Genomic DNA, 17,520 nt, shown 5'->3' with positions numbered 1-17,520 from the left:
AACGAGCAAGTCTACACCCCTCGACGGGGCAGGACAAAACTCAGCAGAAACAGTGCGGCGGCCGTCACAACAATCGACGGGCCCGCCGGGGTGTCCTTGAACCACGACAGCGCCAGCCCGCCACAGACCGCGAGCATGCCCAACAGGCTCGCGCCCAGTGCCATCTGCTCCGGCGAGCGGGCGTGACGTTGTGCCGCAGCCGCCGGGATGATCAACAGCGAAGTAATCAGCAACACACCGACGATTTTCATCGCCACCGCGATCACCACCGCGATAAGCAACATCAGGGTCAGGCGCAGCGCCGGCACGGGCAAACCTTCCACCCGGGCCAGTTCTTCGTGCACCGTGATCGCCAGCAATGGCCGCCACAACGTCACCAGCAAAGCCAGGACGACGGCGCTGCCACCGAGTATCCAGGCCAGGTCGGTCGGGCTGATCGCCAGCAAGTCGCCGAACAGATACGCCATCAGATCGATCCGCACTTCGTGCATGAAGCTTAGTACGACCAGGCCCAGAGAGAGCGTGCTCGGTGCGAGAATTCCCAAAAGCGTGTCAGACGCCAGCGGCTGACGCTGTTGCAACGTCACCAGCAGCACCGCCAACAGCAAGCAGCCGACGGTGACGGCAACGGTAGGGCTGACATCCAGCAGAAAGCCCAACGCTACGCCGAGCAAGGCCGCGTGGGACAGGGTGTCGCCGAAATAGGCCATGCGCCGCCAGACCACAAACGAACCCAGCGGTCCTGCGACCAGCGCCAAAGCCAGACCTGCAAGCAGGGCGTAAAGCAGAAAATCAGCCATGCTTGCAGCTATCTCCATGGACATGGGGTTGGGCCGTCGGGGCCGCGCTGACCACCGAACCATGCAGGTCATGGGCGTGGTCGTGGTGGTGGTGATAAATCGCCAGGCTTTGTGCGTTCTTGCCGAACAGCTCGACGAAAGCCGGATCACCGCTGACCTGTTCCGGGTGCCCGGAGCAGCAGACATGACGATTCAGGCAGACCACCTGGTCGGTGGTGCTCATGACCAAGTGCAAATCGTGGGAGACCATCAACACGCCGCAGCCGTGACGGTCGCGCAGCCGAGTGATCAGGCTGTATAGCTCGGCCTGACCGGCCACATCGACGCCCTGCACCGGTTCGTCGAGCACCAGCAGTTCCGGCTCGCGCAGCAGGGCTCGAGCCAGCAGCACGCGCTGCATTTCACCACCAGAAACACTTTGCACCGGGCTGTCGATCACCTGCTCGGCGCCGACTTCCTTGAGTGCCGCCAAGGCCCTGGCGCGGTCTACGCCCGGCACCAGACGCAAAAAGCGCAGTACCGACAACGGCAGCGTCGGATCGACGTGAAGTTTTTGCGGCATGTAACCGACCCGCAGTTTCGGCTTGCGCCAGACGCTGCCGCTGTCCGGCTTCAACAGACCGAGCACGGCGCGCACCAGCGTGGTTTTGCCCGCGCCGTTCGGGCCGATCAGGGTGACGATCTGCCCCGGCTCAACGCTCAGCTCGATGTTATCCAGCACGATTTGCCCGGCAAAGGTGACAGCAACCTGCTCGAGGCGGATCAGCGCATTGCTCATCAAGCCCCCTGGCAACCCGAGCAGAGACCGACCACTTCAACAGTCTGGCCTTCGACGACGAAACCGACATCCTTGGCGCTGCTGATGATCGCGTCGCTGATGGATTTCTGTTCGAGCTCAATGGCGGCGTGGCATTCGCGGCAGATCAGGAATTGACCCTGGTGGGCATGCTCCGGGTGATTGCAGCCGACGAAGGCGTTCAGCGAGGAGATGCGGTGGACGAGACCGTTTTCCAGCAGGAAATCCAGCGCACGGTATACGGTTGGCGGCGCGGCGCGACGGCCGTCCTGCTCGCTGAGTACCGCGAGAATGTCGTAGGCACCCAACGGCTTGTGGCTTTGCCACACCAGCTCCAGCACCCGCCGACGCAGGGCGGTCAGGCGCAAGCCTTGACGTGCGCACAAGGCATCGGCCTCAGTCAGTGCGCTATGCACGCAATGAGAGTGGTCGTGGGGACGGCTGGCAATCGGTGTTTTAGGCATGAGCGGCGACGAGTTTTGTGAGAGACGTTATTATGTTACCCGTTCTCGCCTCTTCGAGTGGTCATCGTGTCCCGACTTTTTTCTATCTTTGTCACATTTGCTGCAAGTTTTCTCATCATTGGCTCAGCTCAAGCCGACGTCAAAGTCCTCACCAGCATCAAGCCGCTACAGCTGATTGCCGCTGCGGTGCAGGACGGCGTGGCGATCCCGGAAGTGCTGCTGCCACCGGGCGCTTCACCGCATAACTATGCCTTGCGCCCTTCCGACGTACGGAAGGTGCAATCGGTGGACCTGGTTTACTGGATCGGTCCGGACATGGAAGGTTTCCTGCCTCGCGTGCTGAACGGTCGAACGCTGCCGAGCGTCGCCGTGCAGGATTTGCCGGGGCTGAAACTGCGCCACTTTGGCGAAGACAACCACTCCCACGCGGAAGAAGCCGACGAGCATGACCACGATCATCGCCCAGGTAGCCTGGACGCGCATTTGTGGTTGTCTCCGGTAAACGCTCGCGTGATTGCCACAAAAATGGCTGCTGACTTGAGCGCAGCCGATCCGGCCAACGCCACGCGTTATCAGAGCAACCTCAAGGCGTTCGATGAGCGCCTGGATGCAATGGATCTTCGCTTGAAAGCACGTCTGGCCGGCGTCGCAGGCAAACCGTACTTCGTATTCCACGAGGCCTTCGACTACTTTGAAGACGCCTACGGCCTCAAGCACACCGGCGTATTCAGCGTCGCCGCCGAAGTCCAGCCGGGCGCCCAACACGTCGCGGCGATGCGCACGCGGTTGCAGGAAGTCGGCAAGACCTGTGTGTTCAGTGAGCCGCCCCTGCGTCCGCGTCTGGCGGAAACCCTGGTGGCTGGCCTGCCGGTGAAATTGGCGGAGCTGGATGCGTTGGGTGGGTACACGCCGGCGACTGCGCAGGGGTATGAGCAGGTGCTGGAGAAGTTGGGAAATGATTTGGCGGGGTGTCTGGAGTCGTTGTAACCGACACAGAACCCTGTGGCGAGGGGGCTTGCCCCCGTTGGGCTGCGAATCAGCCCCCAAATTGATAGGTCAGATAGATCGCATAGGAGCGCTTCGCACTCCAACGGGGGCAAGCCCCCTCGCCACAATTTAGAGGGCGAACGGTAGCGGCGTACTGACCTTCTGCCGCTGCGCCAACCGCTGCTGAAACTCCATCGGATCGTGAATCAACACGTCCTGCCCGGCAAACGACTCCGCGGCAATCAACCGTGACAACCAGAACCGCACACACGCCACGCGCAGCATGGTTGGCCACAACTCGGCTTCGGCTGCCGTGAATGGCCGCAACGCCGCATAAGCACCCAACAACGCCCGTGCTCGCGGCCCGTCGATCAGCCCGTTGTCATCCGAGCACCAGTCATTCAAGGCAATGGCCACGTCGTAGAGCATCGGCCCCGAGCAGGCGTTGTAGAAATCAATCAACCCGGTCAGGTGCGTGCCTTCGAACATCGCGTTATCACGGAACAGATCCGCGTGGATGTTGGCCCGTGGCAACGCCAGAATTTTCGTCTTCTGCTGAGTGATTTCGTCCAGCGCCCGTTGCAGCAAATCACTCTGCTCGGGATTCAGGTGGGACAGCAACTGCGTGCCCTCCTCCAGCATCCAGTCCAGGCCACGATCGGTTTTGCGCTTGATCATGTGGGCCTGGGTCGCCAGGTGCAGATGGCCCAGCAACTCGCCGACTTGAGCACAATGCTGCGCGTTGGCTTCCTTGATGTGCTTGCCGGCCAGGCGTGGTTGCAACAGCGCAGGCTTGCCGGCCAGTTCGCGCAAGGCCACGCCGTCGGTGGTGCGCAGCGCGTAAGGCACCGGCAGATCAGCCTCGTGCAGCACATCGAGCAGTTCGATGAAGAACGGCATCTCCTGGACCGGACCGCGCTCGACCAGGGTCAGGACAAATTCGCCCTGCTCCAGGCTGATGAAGAAATTGGTGTTTTCACTACCGGCGGCAATTCCCTGGAAATCAAGCAGGCGGCCGAGCCCGTATGGGGCGAGAAAGGTTTCCAGCTCGGGCCGAGCCAGCGGGGTGAACACAGACATGTTTAAACTGCCAGTACGGGCGCCGCTGATTGAGCCAGCGCCGATTGAAATTAAGAAACTACTTCCACTCAAAAATTTTCCACGACGGAATCAGCATATCCGGCTGATCCGAGCGGATGAAGTTTGCATCTGTCCCATCCGCACGCACCAGGAAATACGGCGGTGCGCCCTTCGGAGTGACCTTGATCGCGTACAGGAAACCGTTTTGTCGGTACTCCTGGATGGTTTTATCCCCTTCCGTGCGGATCGTGACTTCCGGCTCCGGTGTCGGCGCATCATCCGCCGCCATGACGGCCAGGGGAACGGTTGCAAACAAGCCAGCCAGCAACAGGCGATTTAGTGTGCGCATGATAACCTTGTCCCTTTGTCGTCAACGGTCCCGCTATTCTAGCGCCGGACCCGCCGAAAAGGTTGATCCTGCTCATGAGCCAAGCCCCCCTCGTCCTGGTGGACGGTTCTTCTTACCTGTACCGCGCCTTTCACGCCCTGCCGCCGCTGACCACTTCCAAGGGTCTGCCGACAGGTGCGGTCAAAGGCGTGTTGAACATGCTCAAGAGTCTGCGCAAGCAGTACCCGGACAGTCCGTTCGCCGTGGTGTTCGACGCCAAGGGTGGGACATTTCGCGATGACATGTACGCCGAATACAAGGCCAACCGTCCGAGCATGCCGGATGACATGCGCGTGCAGATCGAGCCACTGCACCAGAGCGTGATCGCGCTGGGCTTCCCGCTGCTGTGCGTTGAAGGCGTCGAGGCTGACGACGTGATCGGCACCCTGGCCCGAAGTAGCGCCGCGGCTGACCGACCGGTGGTGATCTCCACCGGCGACAAGGACATGGCGCAACTGGTCGACGGCCACATTACCTTGGTCAACACCATGACCGGTAGCGCGCTGGACGTGGAGGGCGTGAAGGAGAAATTCGGCGTCGCTCCCGAGCAGATCATCGATTACCTGGCACTGATGGGCGATTCTTCCGACAACATTCCGGGCGTTCCGGGCATTGGTCCGAAGACCGCTTCCGGCCTGTTGGTGGGCGTGAACGGCGGCCTGACCGAGTTGTACGCACAGCTCGACATCGTCCCGACCCTGCCGATTCGCGGCGCCAAGACCCTGCCGGCCAAGCTCGAAGAGCACAAGGAGATGGCATTCCTCTCCTATCAACTGGCAACCATCAAGATCGACGTGCCGCTGGACATCGGGCTCGACGACCTGCAAATGGGCCGGCCGGATCACGACAAACTCGCTGAGCTCTACACCCTGCTCGAATTCAAGAGCTGGTTTGAAGATAACCAGCGTGATGCCAAGCGTTCCGGCCAGGAAGTCAGCGCCCCGGTGGTTGAAGAAGCCGCTGTCGAGACCGAGCTCAAGTACACAACGATCCTCACCCAGGCCGATTTCGACCTGTGGCTGAAGAAACTCAACGACGCCAAGCTGATCGCCTTTGATACCGAAACCACCGGCATCGATGCGCAGCAGGCGCAACTGGTCGGCCTGTCGTTTGCGGTACAGGCCAACGAAGCGGCCTACATCCCCCTGACCCATTCCTACATGGGTGTGCCGGAACAGCTCGATCGCGACACCGTGTTGCGCGCGCTGAAACCGATTCTGGAAGACCCGAACAAACTCAAGGTCGGCCAGCACGCCAAGTTCGACATGAACATCCTGGCCAACTGCGCCATTGGTGGCGATCAACGTTGCGGCATCACCGTGCAAGGCATCGCGTTCGACACCATGCTCGAATCCTACGTGCTGGATTCCACCGCGACCCGCCACGACATGGACAGCCTGGCGCTCAAGTACCTGAATCACACCACTACCAGTTTTCAGGACATCGCCGGAAAGGGCGCCAAGCAGCTGACGTTTGACCAGATCTCGCTGGAACTGGCCGGGCCTTACGCCGCCGAAGACGCCGACGTGACGCTGCGCCTGCACCAAACCTTGCAGGAAAAGCTCAATGCCATTCCAAGCCTGAGCAAAGTCCTGAGCGAAATCGAAATGCCGTTGGTGCCGGTACTCGCACGAATCGAACGCCAGGGCGCGCTGGTCGACGCCAATCTGCTGGGCATCCAAAGCGTTGAACTGGGCGACAAAATGGTCGCGCTGGAGCGTGAGGCATTCGCCATCGCCGGTGAAGAATTCAACCTCGGCTCGCCGAAGCAATTGGGCGTGATCCTGTACGAAAAACTCGGGTTGCCGATCCTCAGCAAAACCGCCAAGGGCCAGGCGTCCACCGCCGAAGCCGTCCTGGCGGAACTGGCCGAGCAGGATTACCCGTTGCCCAAAGTGCTGATGCAGTACCGCTCGATGAGCAAACTGAAAAGCACCTACACCGATCGCCTGCCGGAACAGATCAACCCGCGCACCGGGCGGATTCACACGTCCTATCATCAGGCTGTCGCGGCGACCGGGCGCTTGTCGTCCAGCGATCCGAACTTGCAGAACATTCCAATCCGCACGGCCGAAGGGCGGCGGATTCGTCAGGCGTTCGTCGCGCCAAAAGGCTACAAGTTGCTGGCGGCGGACTATTCGCAAATCGAACTGCGGATCATGGCGCACCTGGCCAAGGACGAAGGCTTACTGCACGCGTTCCGCAATGACCTGGACGTGCACAAGGCCACCGCCGCCGAAGTGTTCGGCGTGGAACTGGCCGAGGTCACCACCGATCAGCGTCGCAGCGCCAAGGCGATCAACTTCGGTTTGATCTACGGCATGAGCGCGTTTGGCCTGGCCAAGCAGATCGGCGTTGATCGCAAGCAATCCCAGGCGTACATCGACCGTTACTTCGCCCGCTACCCCGGTGTTCTGGCGTACATGGAACGCACCCGCACCCAGGCGGCCGAGCAGGGTTTTGTCGAGACCATCTTCGGCCGCCGCCTGTACCTGCCGGAAATCAACGCGAAAAACCCGGCCCTGCGCAAAGGGGCCGAACGCACGGCGATCAACGCCCCGATGCAGGGCACGGCGGCGGACATCATCAAGAAAGCCATGGTGGCTGTGGATAACTGGCTGACCTCCTCGGGCCTCGACGCCAAAGTCATCCTGCAGGTACACGATGAATTGGTGCTTGAGGTGCGTGAAGATCTGGTTGACCAGGTCCGCGATGAAATTCGCGTGCACATGAGCGACGCCGTGAAGCTGGATGTGCCGCTTCTGGTCGAGGTTGGCGTAGGCAATAACTGGGATGAGGCTCACTGAGCCGTCTGAAAAGGCGTTTTCTGCTGCGGCATAGTGCCGCGGCAGAAAGGTGAAGGGCCCTTATTTCGGAAAGAAATCACACTTATTACAAATGGTTTCTGAAGCTCCGGAACTAAACCTGTGAACTGCCACTCAGAGTTACTGAATGGCTGGTGAAGCCCTTCGATGCTCCTATGTTGTGTTAAGTGTTGGCAGATATCTGGACCCCGCCCTAGCGGTCCGGAACTTGAACCCCGGAACTTCCCCCTCCCCATAAGAAGTCCGGGGTTTTTTTTGCCTGCGATTTATTGCTCCGCAACCTCGGAGCCTTTGTCCGCCAGCTCCATCCAGCCTGCCAATACAGTGTAGGCGTCTTCCAGGCCCATGCGCTTTGGCGCCGAGAACAGCTGGATGCTGATCGCATCGCCCCATCCTTTGCGGATATCTGCCTGAACCTTGAGCAGGACGTTTTTCGCCGCGCCATAGGTCAGCTTGTCGGCTTTGGTCAGCAAAATATGCATCGGCATGCCGCTGGCGACGGCCCAGTCGAGCATCAAAAGGTCGAAATCGGTCATTGGATGACGGATGTCCATCATCAGAATCAGGCCTTTCAAACTCTCGCGACCACCCAGATAAGCTTCCAGGTGACGCTGCCAGTGCAGCTTCAACGGGATAGGCACTTTCGCGTAACCGTAACCCGGGAGGTCGACCAGACGACGATCATCGTCTAGCTTGAAGAAGTTCAAGAGCTGCGTGCGACCCGGAGTTTTCGAGGTCCGCGCCAGGCTGGCGTGCGTCAGGGTGTTCAGCGCACTGGACTTGCCGGCGTTGGAACGCCCGGCGAAGGCCACTTCAAAGCCTTCGTCGTCGGGACATTGGTCGACTTTGGCAGCGCTGAGCATGAAGGTGGACTGTTGGCACAGGCCGAGGATGGGGTTCTTGAGTTGCATGGGATTTCCGATGTGGGCGGCGCCGGGAATGGACGCGGCAAGCGGTGTCGTTTCCGTTTCAGTGACGCCAGTATATAATGCCGCAGATTTTGTGTGCGCTTTGTCCCAGCGTAGGATGAAGTTCACGAGAGCGAATGACCTTGATTGCGCATTAGAACGCAGAACGCTCTCAACCCTGAAAAGGTCGTTTTATGACGAAATGGCTGCTAGCTGCCGGTGTCTTGATGCCGCTTTACAGCGCTCAGGCTACACAGGATCCGGAAGCTGTGTACAACCGTGTTTGTGGTGCCTGTCATTCCGGCCAACTCCCCATGGCGCCCAAAAAGGGCGATCAGGAAGCTTGGACGCCGAGGTTGGCGAAAGGTATGGAGACGCTGGTGCAACACGTGACCCAGGGTTTCAAGGCGATGCCGCCGCGTGGTTTGTGCATGGACTGCAGTGCCGAGGATTACCAGGCCATCATCCAGTGGATGAGCGAGTGATCCCGGTCCATAACTCTTTAACCCTTAGCCGTAGTTGGATTAGCTGATGAACAAATTGATCGTGAGTCTGCTGTTGACCGTGGGGATCTCCGGCGTAGCCCATGCTGCAGGTGATGCAACTGCTGGTCAGGCGAAAGCCGCAGTATGTGGCGCCTGTCATGGCCCGGATGGCAACAGCATGGCGCCTAACTTTCCGAAACTGGCAGGCCAGGGCGAGCGTTATCTGAACAAGCAGCTGCACGACATCAAGTCCGGCAAACGCACCGTTCTGGAAATGACCGGCCTGCTGACGAACCTGAGCGATCAGGACCTGGCTGATATCTCCGCCTACTTCGCCAGCCAGAAAGGCAGCGTTGGCGCCGCCGACCCGAAAGTCGTGGCTCGCGGTGAAGCCTTGTTCCGCGGCGGTGACCTGGCCAAGGGCCTGCCAGCCTGCACCGGCTGCCACTCGCCGAATGGCACAGGCAACGCAGCTGCCGGCTTCCCGCATCTGGGTGGTCAGCACGCGCAATACGTTGCCAAGCAATTGACCGACTTCCGCAAGGAAGAAGGCGGTCGTGCAAACGATGGTGATACCAAACCGATGCAGAGCATTGCCAAAAAGCTCAGCGACGAAGATATCGCTGCAGTGTCCAGCTACATTCAAGGCCTGCACTAAGACCGGCGAATCGGGCGTGGCGCGGGAAGTACATCTCCTGCAACGTTAACGCTCTATTAATCCGTCGCAGCAAGTATAAAAAGGGTGGCTCAGGCCGCCCTTTTTTGTGGCCGCTGCCGTTACACTACAGAACTCAAGCCCGCCAGGACCTGTCTGAAAACAGGTCGCGCGAGGCGACCAAAATTGTCCAGGAGTAAAGCATGCGTAATCTGATCATCAGCGCCGCACTCGTCGCTGCCAGCCTGTTCGGCATGACTGCCCAAGCCGCCGAAGCACCCGCCGCCCCTTATGTCGAACTGACCAATCCGGTTCCGGTCGCCGTGCCTGGCAAGATCGAAGTCGTTGAGCTGTTCTGGTATGGCTGCCCGCATTGCTACGCTTTTGAACCGGTGATCAATCCTTGGGTTGAGAAACTGCCTTCCGACGTGAACTTCGTCCGTATTCCTGCCATGTTCGGCGGCCCATGGGATGCACATGGCCAAATGTTCCTGACCCTTGAAGCGATGGGCGTCGAGAACAAGGTTCACGCTGCGGTGTTCAACGCGATTCAGAAAGAACACAAGAAGCTGGTCGATAAGAATGAAATGGCCGAATTCCTGGCCACTCAAGGCGTAGACAAGGACAAGTTCCTGGCCACCTTCGACTCCTTCGCCATCAAGGGCCAGATCAACAAAGCCAAAGAACTGGCGAAGAAATATGAAATCTCTGGCGTTCCGACCATGATCGTCAACGGCAAGTACCGCTTTGACGTGGGCTCTGCCGGCGGCGCCGAACAAGCACTGCAACTGGCCGACAAACTGGTCGACAAAGAGCGAGCGGCTAACAAGGCTGCTGCCAACTAAGCGCGGGGCCCGCCATGCGCCGCTGGGGTACTGAACGTGTCGTTGGCCTGCATGACCCGCGGGTCAACGAGCATCACCTGGAATCGACGGGCCTGCCCGCAGACAGCCGTCTGCGCTTGCTCAGCTTCAATATCCAGGTCGGTATCAGTACAGAGCGTTATCGGCATTACCTGACCCGAGGCTGGCAGCATCTGCTGCCGCACACCGGGCGTGCCGACAACCTGCAAAAGATTGGCAATCTGTTGGGCGACTTCGATCTGGTCGCCTTGCAGGAAGCCGATGGCGGCAGCCTGCGATCAGGCTATGTCAATCAGGTTGAACACCTGGCGCAGCTCGGCGCCTTCCCCTATTGGTATCAACAACTCAATCGCAATCTCGGTCGCCTCGGCCAACACAGCAATGGCGTGCTCAGCCGCCTGCGCCCATGGGCGATTGAAGATCATCCGCTGCCGGGGCCAAAGGGCCGCGGGGCGATTCTGGTGCGTTTCGGCGAAGGTCCGGAGGCGCTGGTGGTGGTGATGATGCACTTGGCGCTGGGCGCTCGGGCCCGCAGCCTGCAACTGGCTTACATACGCGAGTTGATCGGTGGTTACAAACACCAGGTGCTGATGGGCGACATGAATACCCACGCCAGTGATTTGCTGCAGAACTCCCCACTGCGCGACCTCGGCCTGCTCGCGCCGCAACTGGAAGCGACCTTCCCCAGCTGGCGCCCGCAGCGCTGCCTGGACCATATTCTGCTCAGCCCCACACTGACCCTTGAAAAGGTCGAGGTGCTGGCACAACCGATTTCAGATCACCTGCCCGTCGCGGTAGAGATTCGTCTGCCGGGTTCGCTCACGGCCGATGCATTCCCCGCGTTGAGTCCTGCCCCTTCGCGGATCCCATGAATGAGCGACGAAACACAGCGCTGGAAAGAGAAATACCTCAAAAGCATCGAACAACAGGAAAAGCTCGAACGCCGTTGGGATGCCCGGCTCGACTTGCTGCGCCGTGGGCTGGTGCGCAGCACCCTGGCCGCAGAAGGCACTGATCGGGCCGTTGATCAATGCATGAAGGAAATGCGTGAAGTCGTGCGTACCGATGACATGGACGCCGGCCTGGCCGCCCTGCTTCCGCGCCTGGAAAAAGCCGTACTTGATTCCGAGCAGCGCCGGGAAACCCGGGTCAATCAGACCAGCGCCGCACTGACTGCGCTGGTGACTCAGCTGCAAACACTGCCGCTGCCTCGCGAAGTCAGCCGGCCGCTGAAGAACTTTGCCAAACAACTGGATGGTCGAGTCAGCCAGGCCCGTGAGATTCCGTTGTTGCTCAGCGAACTGAGTGGCCTGCAAGGCAAAGCCTTGCGTCAACTGGATACCCCCGCAGAACCTGATCGCCCCGGTTTTCTGCAGCGCCTGTTTGGTAACCGCGAACCGGATGAGGCCACCCCGCAGGTAGCCGCTCCTGCGGTACAAACGGCGCCCCTGCAAACTGTCGAACCGATTGCCGAGGCCCCGCCGGTAACGGCTGATCTCGCATCCACGGTGGAGCAGCCACCAGTCGTACAGCCGACGGTCATCGACGTCCAACCTGACGCTGCAACCCCTGAATCACTGGAAGTACACGCAACGGACCCTGCTCCGGAAGTGGTGGCGTTTGTCCCGCCTGTGCTTCAGCCAGAGACTGCATCTGCGCAACTTGTAGAGCCACCGACTCAGCCGAATATCGAACAACTGGCAGAACCAGCTCTTCCGGACATTACGCCAGCCGAGCAAGTGCCACAGGCAGTCAACCCGGATGAACTGACCCCGGTGACCATTGAGGCGGAGCACCTTGTGCCACAGGATATTCTCTACGCCCTGCCCGACTCACCCGAGCCGTCCTACAGCTCTGTCGCCAAGCATATCGAAGACACGCTCCTCGGCCTGCTCGACGACCTGACGCTGCCCGAACGCCATCGACCGCAAGCCGAAGCAATGCGTGATCGCCTGCAAAACGGTTTGAACTGGTACGAACTGATCCCGATCCTCGATGATCTGGCAACCTTGATGCTGGCGATCACCGACAGCGGTCAACACGAATTCGAAGCGTACCTGCAGCAACTCAACGAACGTCTCGAGTCGTTTCAAAGCAACTTGCAAGCAGCCAGCGACGGCCATGCCGACAACCGCTCGGCTGCGCGCAAGATGGATACGCAGATTCGCGAGCAAGTCGATGGCCTGCAGAGCAGCATGCAGGAAGCGGCGGATCTGGACGACCTCAAGCACGTCCTGGAGAACCATCTCGAAGGCCTGCTCGGCACCATGGATCAACACCAGAAGCAGCGCGACGAACGTGAGCAAGAAGTCGCGGCTCGGTTGCAAAGCCTGGCCGAACGCGTGGCGCACATGGAACAGGAAGCGCTGGGCTACCGCGAGCACCTTGAAGAACAACGGCAGAAAGCCCTGATCGACCCCCTCACCAGCCTGCCCAATCGAGCGGCCTGGAGTGAGCGGCTGGAGCACGAAGTCCGCCAATGGCAGCAACACGGCAACACCCTGTTGCTGGCGATGCTCGACCTCGACCACTTCAAACGCATCAACGATAACTACGGTCACCTGGCAGGTGACAAAGTGCTGAAAATCATCGCCAGCGTGCTGCGCAAACGCCTGCGCGGGACGGATTTCATTGCGCGGTTCGGCGGTGAGGAATTTGTCCTGTTGATGCCCTCCACACCCTTGGCAAGCGGTGCCAAATTGCTGGAATCCTTGCGTGCCTCCATCGAAGCCTGCCCTTTTCACTTCAAGGGTGAGCGAGTGACCATCACCATTTCCATGGGTGTGACGGCATTCAAAGCCGGCGAACATAGCGATCTGGTGCTGAAAAGAGCCGATCAAGCGCTATACCGTGCGAAAAATGCAGGTCGCAACCTTGTTGAAGCAGGCTGACAGCCAATTGTTCCATTTTATTTAAAACAGCGCTTTTGCCCTCTGCGCGCGAGTCAGTACGTTACACTGTTGCATTACTGACTTGCGTATATTGCCTCCTGCCATGAAATGTCTTGCTCTTATTGTGTCGCTACTTCTGTTGGCCGGTTGTGCCAGCGGCCCGCGGATCGACACCAGCCACCCTTCAGCCAATCACGACAGTCGTATTCAGTTCGTGGTGGTGCATTACACCTCCGCCTCCCTCGAGCGCTCGTTGCAGTTGCTGACCCACGGCGAGGTCAGCAGTCACTACCTGATCGGCGACGACAAAGGCGCCACCATCTATAAGCTGATGGATGAAAATCTTCGATCGTGGCACGCAGGCGAAAGCGAATGGCAAGGCCGGACCTGGCTGAACTCCAGCTCCATCGGCATCGAGATCGTCAATCCTGGCTTCAAAGACACGCCGACGGGCCGTCTCTGGTACCCCTACAGCGAAGATCAGGTTCAGTCGCTGATCTTTCTGCTCAAGGACATCAGCAAACGTTACAACATCAACCCGCGCTCCATCATCGGCCACAGCGACATCGCGCCGCTGCGCAAGCTCGATCCCGGCCCGCTGTTCCCCTGGAAGCGTCTGGCCGGCGAAGGCATCGGCGTTTGGCCAGACGAGCAGGCCGTCGCGCGCCAGCAAGCCCAGTTCGCAGCAGAACTGCCGAGCATCGGTTGGTATCAGGGACAGCTGGCCCGACTGGGTTATGCCACGCCACAAACGGGCGAGCTTGACGTCGCCACGCGCCATGTACTGGCGGCCTTTCAAATGCATTTCCGCCCCACCCGATTCGATGGCACCCCTGACGCTCAGACGGCGGCGCTTCTACAAGTTTTGAACCAGACAAAATAATGACGGCCGCCCGACGGTAAGGGCTTTTTCTCAATCAGCAGCTATAACTCATTGGTAATTCTTCGGATATCCATAATGGCTGTAGCTCGAGAGACGCTCCGTAGCTGGTTCTATCGCCCTTGGTTTTTGGCGATGCTGGCTGCTGCCTTGAGCGCCACGCTATTGATGGCCGCCAGCCTGTTTCTGGCGATGCATCAAGTGGAGCAGCGGGAAAGCCAGGAAATGAATGCCCAGGGCGAGCGTTTCCTCGCCCGGCTTGAACAGCTATTCGGTCAGCTACGCGAAAGCCTCGACGATCTGGAAGCCCAACCGCTGCGTGGCTGCGATGATGAAATGATCGCAACCTTGCAACAGGTCAGCTTCAATTACCGATTCGTTTACGAAGCTGCCTACATGGATGCGTCGCGGATTTGCTCGAACCGCCCTCGCCAGGAGGGGCTGTCGCTGAGTCGACCACCGGACATCAAGGGCCCCACCTACAGCTACTGGCTGAACACCACCACCGAACCCGATGAAAACCGTGCTGCGCTGATGCTGGGACGCGGCAACTTTCGGGTCGCAACCTCTCGCGGCCATTTGACCGACATGGTCGATCTGTCCCCGGGCAGTAGCCTGCTGGTGGTGCTCTCCCATGGCACTCGTGCGATTCCTGTCCTCGGTGCCGCACAGGTCTGGCCACCCACGGAGTTCTGGCCCCTGGAAAGCCGAGATGCGCTGCAGGTGACACAAACCCGCTTGATTTACCGCATGCCCACCAACAATCCCGAATACCAATTAGTGCTGATCACCCCACGCACGAACATGCATGTGCCGGCCGTGTGGTGGTGGCTGCTGCCGGCCAGTCTGGCGCTGGGTGTTTTGGTCGGTTTCATGGTGTTTCTGCTGGTGCGCCAGCGTCAGTCACTGGACGCGGAACTGAACGGCGCCATTCGACGCGGCGAACTACAGGTGTTGTATCAGCCGATCTTCGATCTCGACAGCCGCAACTGTGTCGGAGCCGAAGCCTTGCTGCGCTGGCGAAGGCCGGACGGCACGCTGACCAGTCCCGACCTGTTTATCCCGATGGCGGAAAACACCGGCCAGATCCGTCAGATGACCGACTTCGTATTGCAGCGACTTCTCGAACAACTGGGGCAACTGCTACGCGCCAATCCGCAGTTGTACATCTCCGTCAACCTTGCAGCTTGCGACGTCATGGTGCCGCGTATCGGCCAGGTGATGGCACGCCTGCTGACCTTGCACCGGGTCGCGGCAAAGCAGATTGCCTTTGAGGTGACTGAGCGGGGCTTGATCGATGTGGTGGTGGCCAGGGAAAACCTGCAAGCCTTGCGCGATGTCGGGCATCAGGTGCTGATCGATGATTTCGGCACGGGCTATTGCAGCCTCGCCTACCTGCAAACCCTGCCGGTGGACTGCCTGAAAATCGACAAGGCGTTCATTGATGCGCTGGGCCATGATGCCGCCAGCAGCGGCGTGGCACCGCACATCATTCACATGGCACAGGCCCTGCAACTCAGGGTGATTGCCGAGGGCATAGAATATGAAGCCCAAGCAGCGTTTCTAAGCAGCGAAGGGGTCAAGTATGGTCAGGGCTGGCTGTTCGCCCATGCCCTGAGCGCCGTGCAGTTCATCGAACTGATTACCCGTGGTCGCCGGCGGAACAATCGACGCCTGGATGATGAAGCCTGAAAAGACTGCAGCGGTTTACACCGCCAGCGCCATGTAGAACTGCGTGCCCTGCCCGGGCCGCGAATAAACGCCCATCCGCCCGCCATGCAACTGCACGATTTCCTTGCACAACGCCAAACCAAGCCCGGCACCGCCCTTCTTGCGGCCGACCTGGACGAAGGGCTCGAAGATCCGCCCCTGCTGACCGTAGGCAATGCCCTCACCGTTGTCTTCCACGCTGATAATCACTCGCTCACCATGGCGCCGCGCCTGCAAACGTATCAGTCCATCCTGGGGGGTATGACGCAAAGCGTTATCGATCAGGTTATCGAGCACACGGTCCAATTGCGCCTGGTCGGCCTGCAATCTGGGTAACGGCCCCTGCACTTCCACCAGCAACTCGATGCCCTTCTGCGCCGCAGACCCGGCAAAGCGTGCCTGAGCCTGCTCCAGTAACTCTTCAATGGAACAAGGTGCCAGCGTGAGTTTCTGCAACCCGTTTTGGTAGCGCGAGAAATTCAGCAGGTCGTTGATCAGCTGCATCAAGCGCTGCATTTCTTCATTCACGGTGTCCAGCAAGTCGGCTTCGCGAGAGTCCTCAGGAAATTTCGCCCGTTCGCGGAACAGCCCGAAGGCCATGTGCATCCCGGTCACCGGGGTGCGCAACTCATGGGATGCGCGCAAGACGAACTCGCTGCGCACCCGTTCGAATGCACGCTGTTCTGTGACGTCATGCAGCACCATCACGGCGCCAAGAATGTGGCCCTGCGTATGGCTGACCGGGGTCAGGCTGTAGGTCAGCAACCTCGACTCACCGTCGACCTCAACGCTCAGGTCTTCCGGCGCTCGCTCCAGGGTCCCGCCGCGCAACACCAGTTGTAGCTGCTCATCCAGTTCGGGACGATCGAGCGCAGTGCCCAGCCCTTGACCGAGTCGATCGGTGTCCCACCCCAACTGACGCTGGGCCACGGGGTTGAGGTGTTCCAGATGGCCTTCGCGGTCGATCATCAACAACCCATCGTCGATGCTGTCGAGTACTGCTTGCAGACGCTGCTGACCGGCGAGCAGCTCGTCGATGTTCATCGCCTGATGCTCACGCAGCGCCTGCGCCATGATGCCGAAGCGCTTGGTCAACTGGTTCATTTCCTCGGCGGAGGAAACCGGCAGGGTCACTTCGAAATTACCTTGGCCGATGTTGTCAGCAGCCTGAACCAACGCTTCGATCGGAGCGCCAAACCGGCGGGCGATTCCATGGGCGGTCACGAACCCGATGATCAGTACCGCCAGCCCCACCAACCCGAGCAGCCCGGCAATCAGCAACGCGCGTTCCCGGGCCTGGCGCTCGGTGTTGTTAATGTTATCCAGTGCGCGCTTTTGTTCAGTAAGCAGACCGCTGCGAAGGGTATTGAATTTTTCCGTCAACGCCTCGTTACCGCCCAATACAGGCTTCGGCACTTTTGTCTGATCGTAGGCTTGAAGAAAGTCGAGGTAGTCAGCCTTGGCCTGTTTGAAACCGTAGCCGCCGTTGCCGGACTTCTGAAGGGCGATGCCTTCTTCAAGCAACTCGAGGTAGTTTTTCCTGGCGGTCTCGAACGCTGCGGGATCGGGCTTTTCGTCGATCATGATCATGAGCTGATCGCCCAGGGTCTGACGCAATTTCAACCCCAGGTCCAGCGTGACAAAGTTGTTTCGAACCAGCACTTCCTGGGTACCGGCCATCTGCATCACGCTGACCAGCCCGAGCAAGAGCCCGAGCAGCGCCACCGTGATCAGCGCCGAAATACTCAGAAACAGCCGAGTACGCAGCTTCATCGCCAGTTTCATTGC

16 protein-coding genes are annotated in these 17,520 nt (G+C 59.7%); 9 read left to right on the top strand and 7 right to left on the bottom strand.

Features of this window, described 5'->3' with window-relative positions:
* Nucleotides 1–11: 11 nt before the first annotated feature.
* The 3 genes from znuB to zur are packed head-to-tail and all read right to left on the bottom strand — an operon-like array spanning nt 12 to nt 2,060.
* The gene (gene znuB / locus ACA075_RS00335) at nt 12–800 is read right to left on the bottom strand and encodes a zinc ABC transporter permease subunit ZnuB (RefSeq protein ID WP_497296825.1); all 789 of its coding nucleotides are present in this window, start codon (nt 798–800) and stop codon (nt 12–14) included.
* Nucleotides 793–1,578 (bottom strand): zinc ABC transporter ATP-binding protein ZnuC, encoded by a 786-nt coding sequence (gene znuC / locus ACA075_RS00330; RefSeq protein ID WP_497296824.1) that lies wholly within the window; start codon nt 1,576–1,578, stop codon nt 793–795. Before znuC ends, znuB begins: the two co-directional genes overlap by 8 nt.
* Entirely contained in the window at nt 1,578–2,060 is a 483-nt protein-coding gene (gene zur, locus ACA075_RS00325; protein ID WP_010465632.1) for a zinc uptake transcriptional repressor Zur, read from the bottom strand. Before zur ends, znuC begins: the two co-directional genes overlap by 1 nt.
* Before the next feature lie 66 nt (nt 2,061–2,126).
* Here zur and znuA point away from each other — a divergent pair, with 66 nt between their 5' ends.
* On the top strand, nt 2,127–3,047 hold the full coding sequence (znuA, locus tag ACA075_RS00320; RefSeq protein WP_497296823.1) for a zinc ABC transporter substrate-binding protein ZnuA: 921 nt from the start codon (nt 2,127–2,129) through the stop codon (nt 3,045–3,047).
* 129 nt (nt 3,048–3,176) lie between these two features.
* On the opposite strand, the gene ACA075_RS00315 is transcribed toward znuA, so the two are convergent.
* Entirely contained in the window at nt 3,177–4,127 is a 951-nt protein-coding gene (locus tag ACA075_RS00315; RefSeq protein ID WP_497296822.1) for a homoserine kinase, read from the bottom strand.
* A gap of 58 nt (nt 4,128–4,185) precedes the next feature.
* Nucleotides 4,186–4,476 (bottom strand): DUF2782 domain-containing protein, encoded by a 291-nt coding sequence (locus ACA075_RS00310; RefSeq protein ID WP_076029142.1) that lies wholly within the window; start codon nt 4,474–4,476, stop codon nt 4,186–4,188.
* A 74-nt stretch (nt 4,477–4,550) separates the two neighbouring features.
* Here ACA075_RS00310 and polA point away from each other — a divergent pair, with 74 nt between their 5' ends.
* Nucleotides 4,551–7,322, top strand: a complete 2,772-nt coding sequence (gene polA / locus ACA075_RS00305; RefSeq protein ID WP_497296821.1) for a DNA polymerase I — start codon at nt 4,551–4,553, stop codon at nt 7,320–7,322.
* Nucleotides 7,323–7,606: 284 nt separating this feature from the next.
* Here polA and yihA read toward each other — a convergent pair whose 3' ends face one another.
* Nucleotides 7,607–8,251 (bottom strand): ribosome biogenesis GTP-binding protein YihA/YsxC, encoded by a 645-nt coding sequence (yihA, locus tag ACA075_RS00300; RefSeq protein ID WP_010465622.1) that lies wholly within the window; start codon nt 8,249–8,251, stop codon nt 7,607–7,609.
* Between the two features lie 191 nt (nt 8,252–8,442).
* Between yihA and ACA075_RS00295 the strand changes: the two genes are divergently transcribed.
* From ACA075_RS00295 to ACA075_RS00265, 7 genes are all read left to right on the top strand, one after another.
* A complete protein-coding gene (locus ACA075_RS00295) occupies nt 8,443–8,733 on the top strand; it encodes a c-type cytochrome (RefSeq protein ID WP_008156007.1) in 291 nt (96 codons plus the stop codon).
* 46 nt (nt 8,734–8,779) lie between these two features.
* Nucleotides 8,780–9,391, top strand: a complete 612-nt coding sequence (locus ACA075_RS00290) for a c-type cytochrome (protein WP_497296820.1) — start codon at nt 8,780–8,782, stop codon at nt 9,389–9,391.
* Nucleotides 9,392–9,591: 200 nt separating this feature from the next.
* Entirely contained in the window at nt 9,592–10,233 is a 642-nt protein-coding gene (locus tag ACA075_RS00285) for a thiol:disulfide interchange protein DsbA/DsbL (protein WP_219094750.1), read from the top strand.
* Between the two features lie 14 nt (nt 10,234–10,247).
* A complete protein-coding gene (locus ACA075_RS00280; RefSeq protein WP_219094749.1) occupies nt 10,248–11,123 on the top strand; it encodes an endonuclease/exonuclease/phosphatase family protein in 876 nt (291 codons plus the stop codon).
* Complete coding sequence (locus ACA075_RS00275) at nt 11,124–13,142, top strand: GGDEF domain-containing protein (RefSeq protein ID WP_497296819.1); 2,019 nt, start codon at nt 11,124–11,126, stop codon at nt 13,140–13,142.
* A gap of 103 nt (nt 13,143–13,245) precedes the next feature.
* A complete protein-coding gene (locus ACA075_RS00270; RefSeq protein WP_497296818.1) occupies nt 13,246–14,025 on the top strand; it encodes an N-acetylmuramoyl-L-alanine amidase in 780 nt (259 codons plus the stop codon).
* 75 nt (nt 14,026–14,100) lie between these two features.
* Nucleotides 14,101–15,714, top strand: coding sequence for an EAL domain-containing protein (locus ACA075_RS00265; protein WP_497296817.1), 1,614 nt, complete (start codon nt 14,101–14,103; stop codon nt 15,712–15,714).
* A 15-nt stretch (nt 15,715–15,729) separates the two neighbouring features.
* Here the strand turns inward: ACA075_RS00265 and ACA075_RS00260 are convergent, their stop codons facing one another.
* Nucleotides 15,730–17,517, bottom strand: coding sequence for a KinB sensor domain-containing domain (locus ACA075_RS00260; RefSeq protein ID WP_497296815.1), 1,788 nt, complete (start codon nt 17,515–17,517; stop codon nt 15,730–15,732).
* Nucleotides 17,518–17,520: the final 3 nt, after the last annotated feature.

It is taken from the genome of Pseudomonas sp. LBUM1663, from assembly GCF_059695905.1.
Note: the sequence above shows the minus strand (reverse complement) of the source record. Positions and strands in the feature narration are given on the sequence as shown.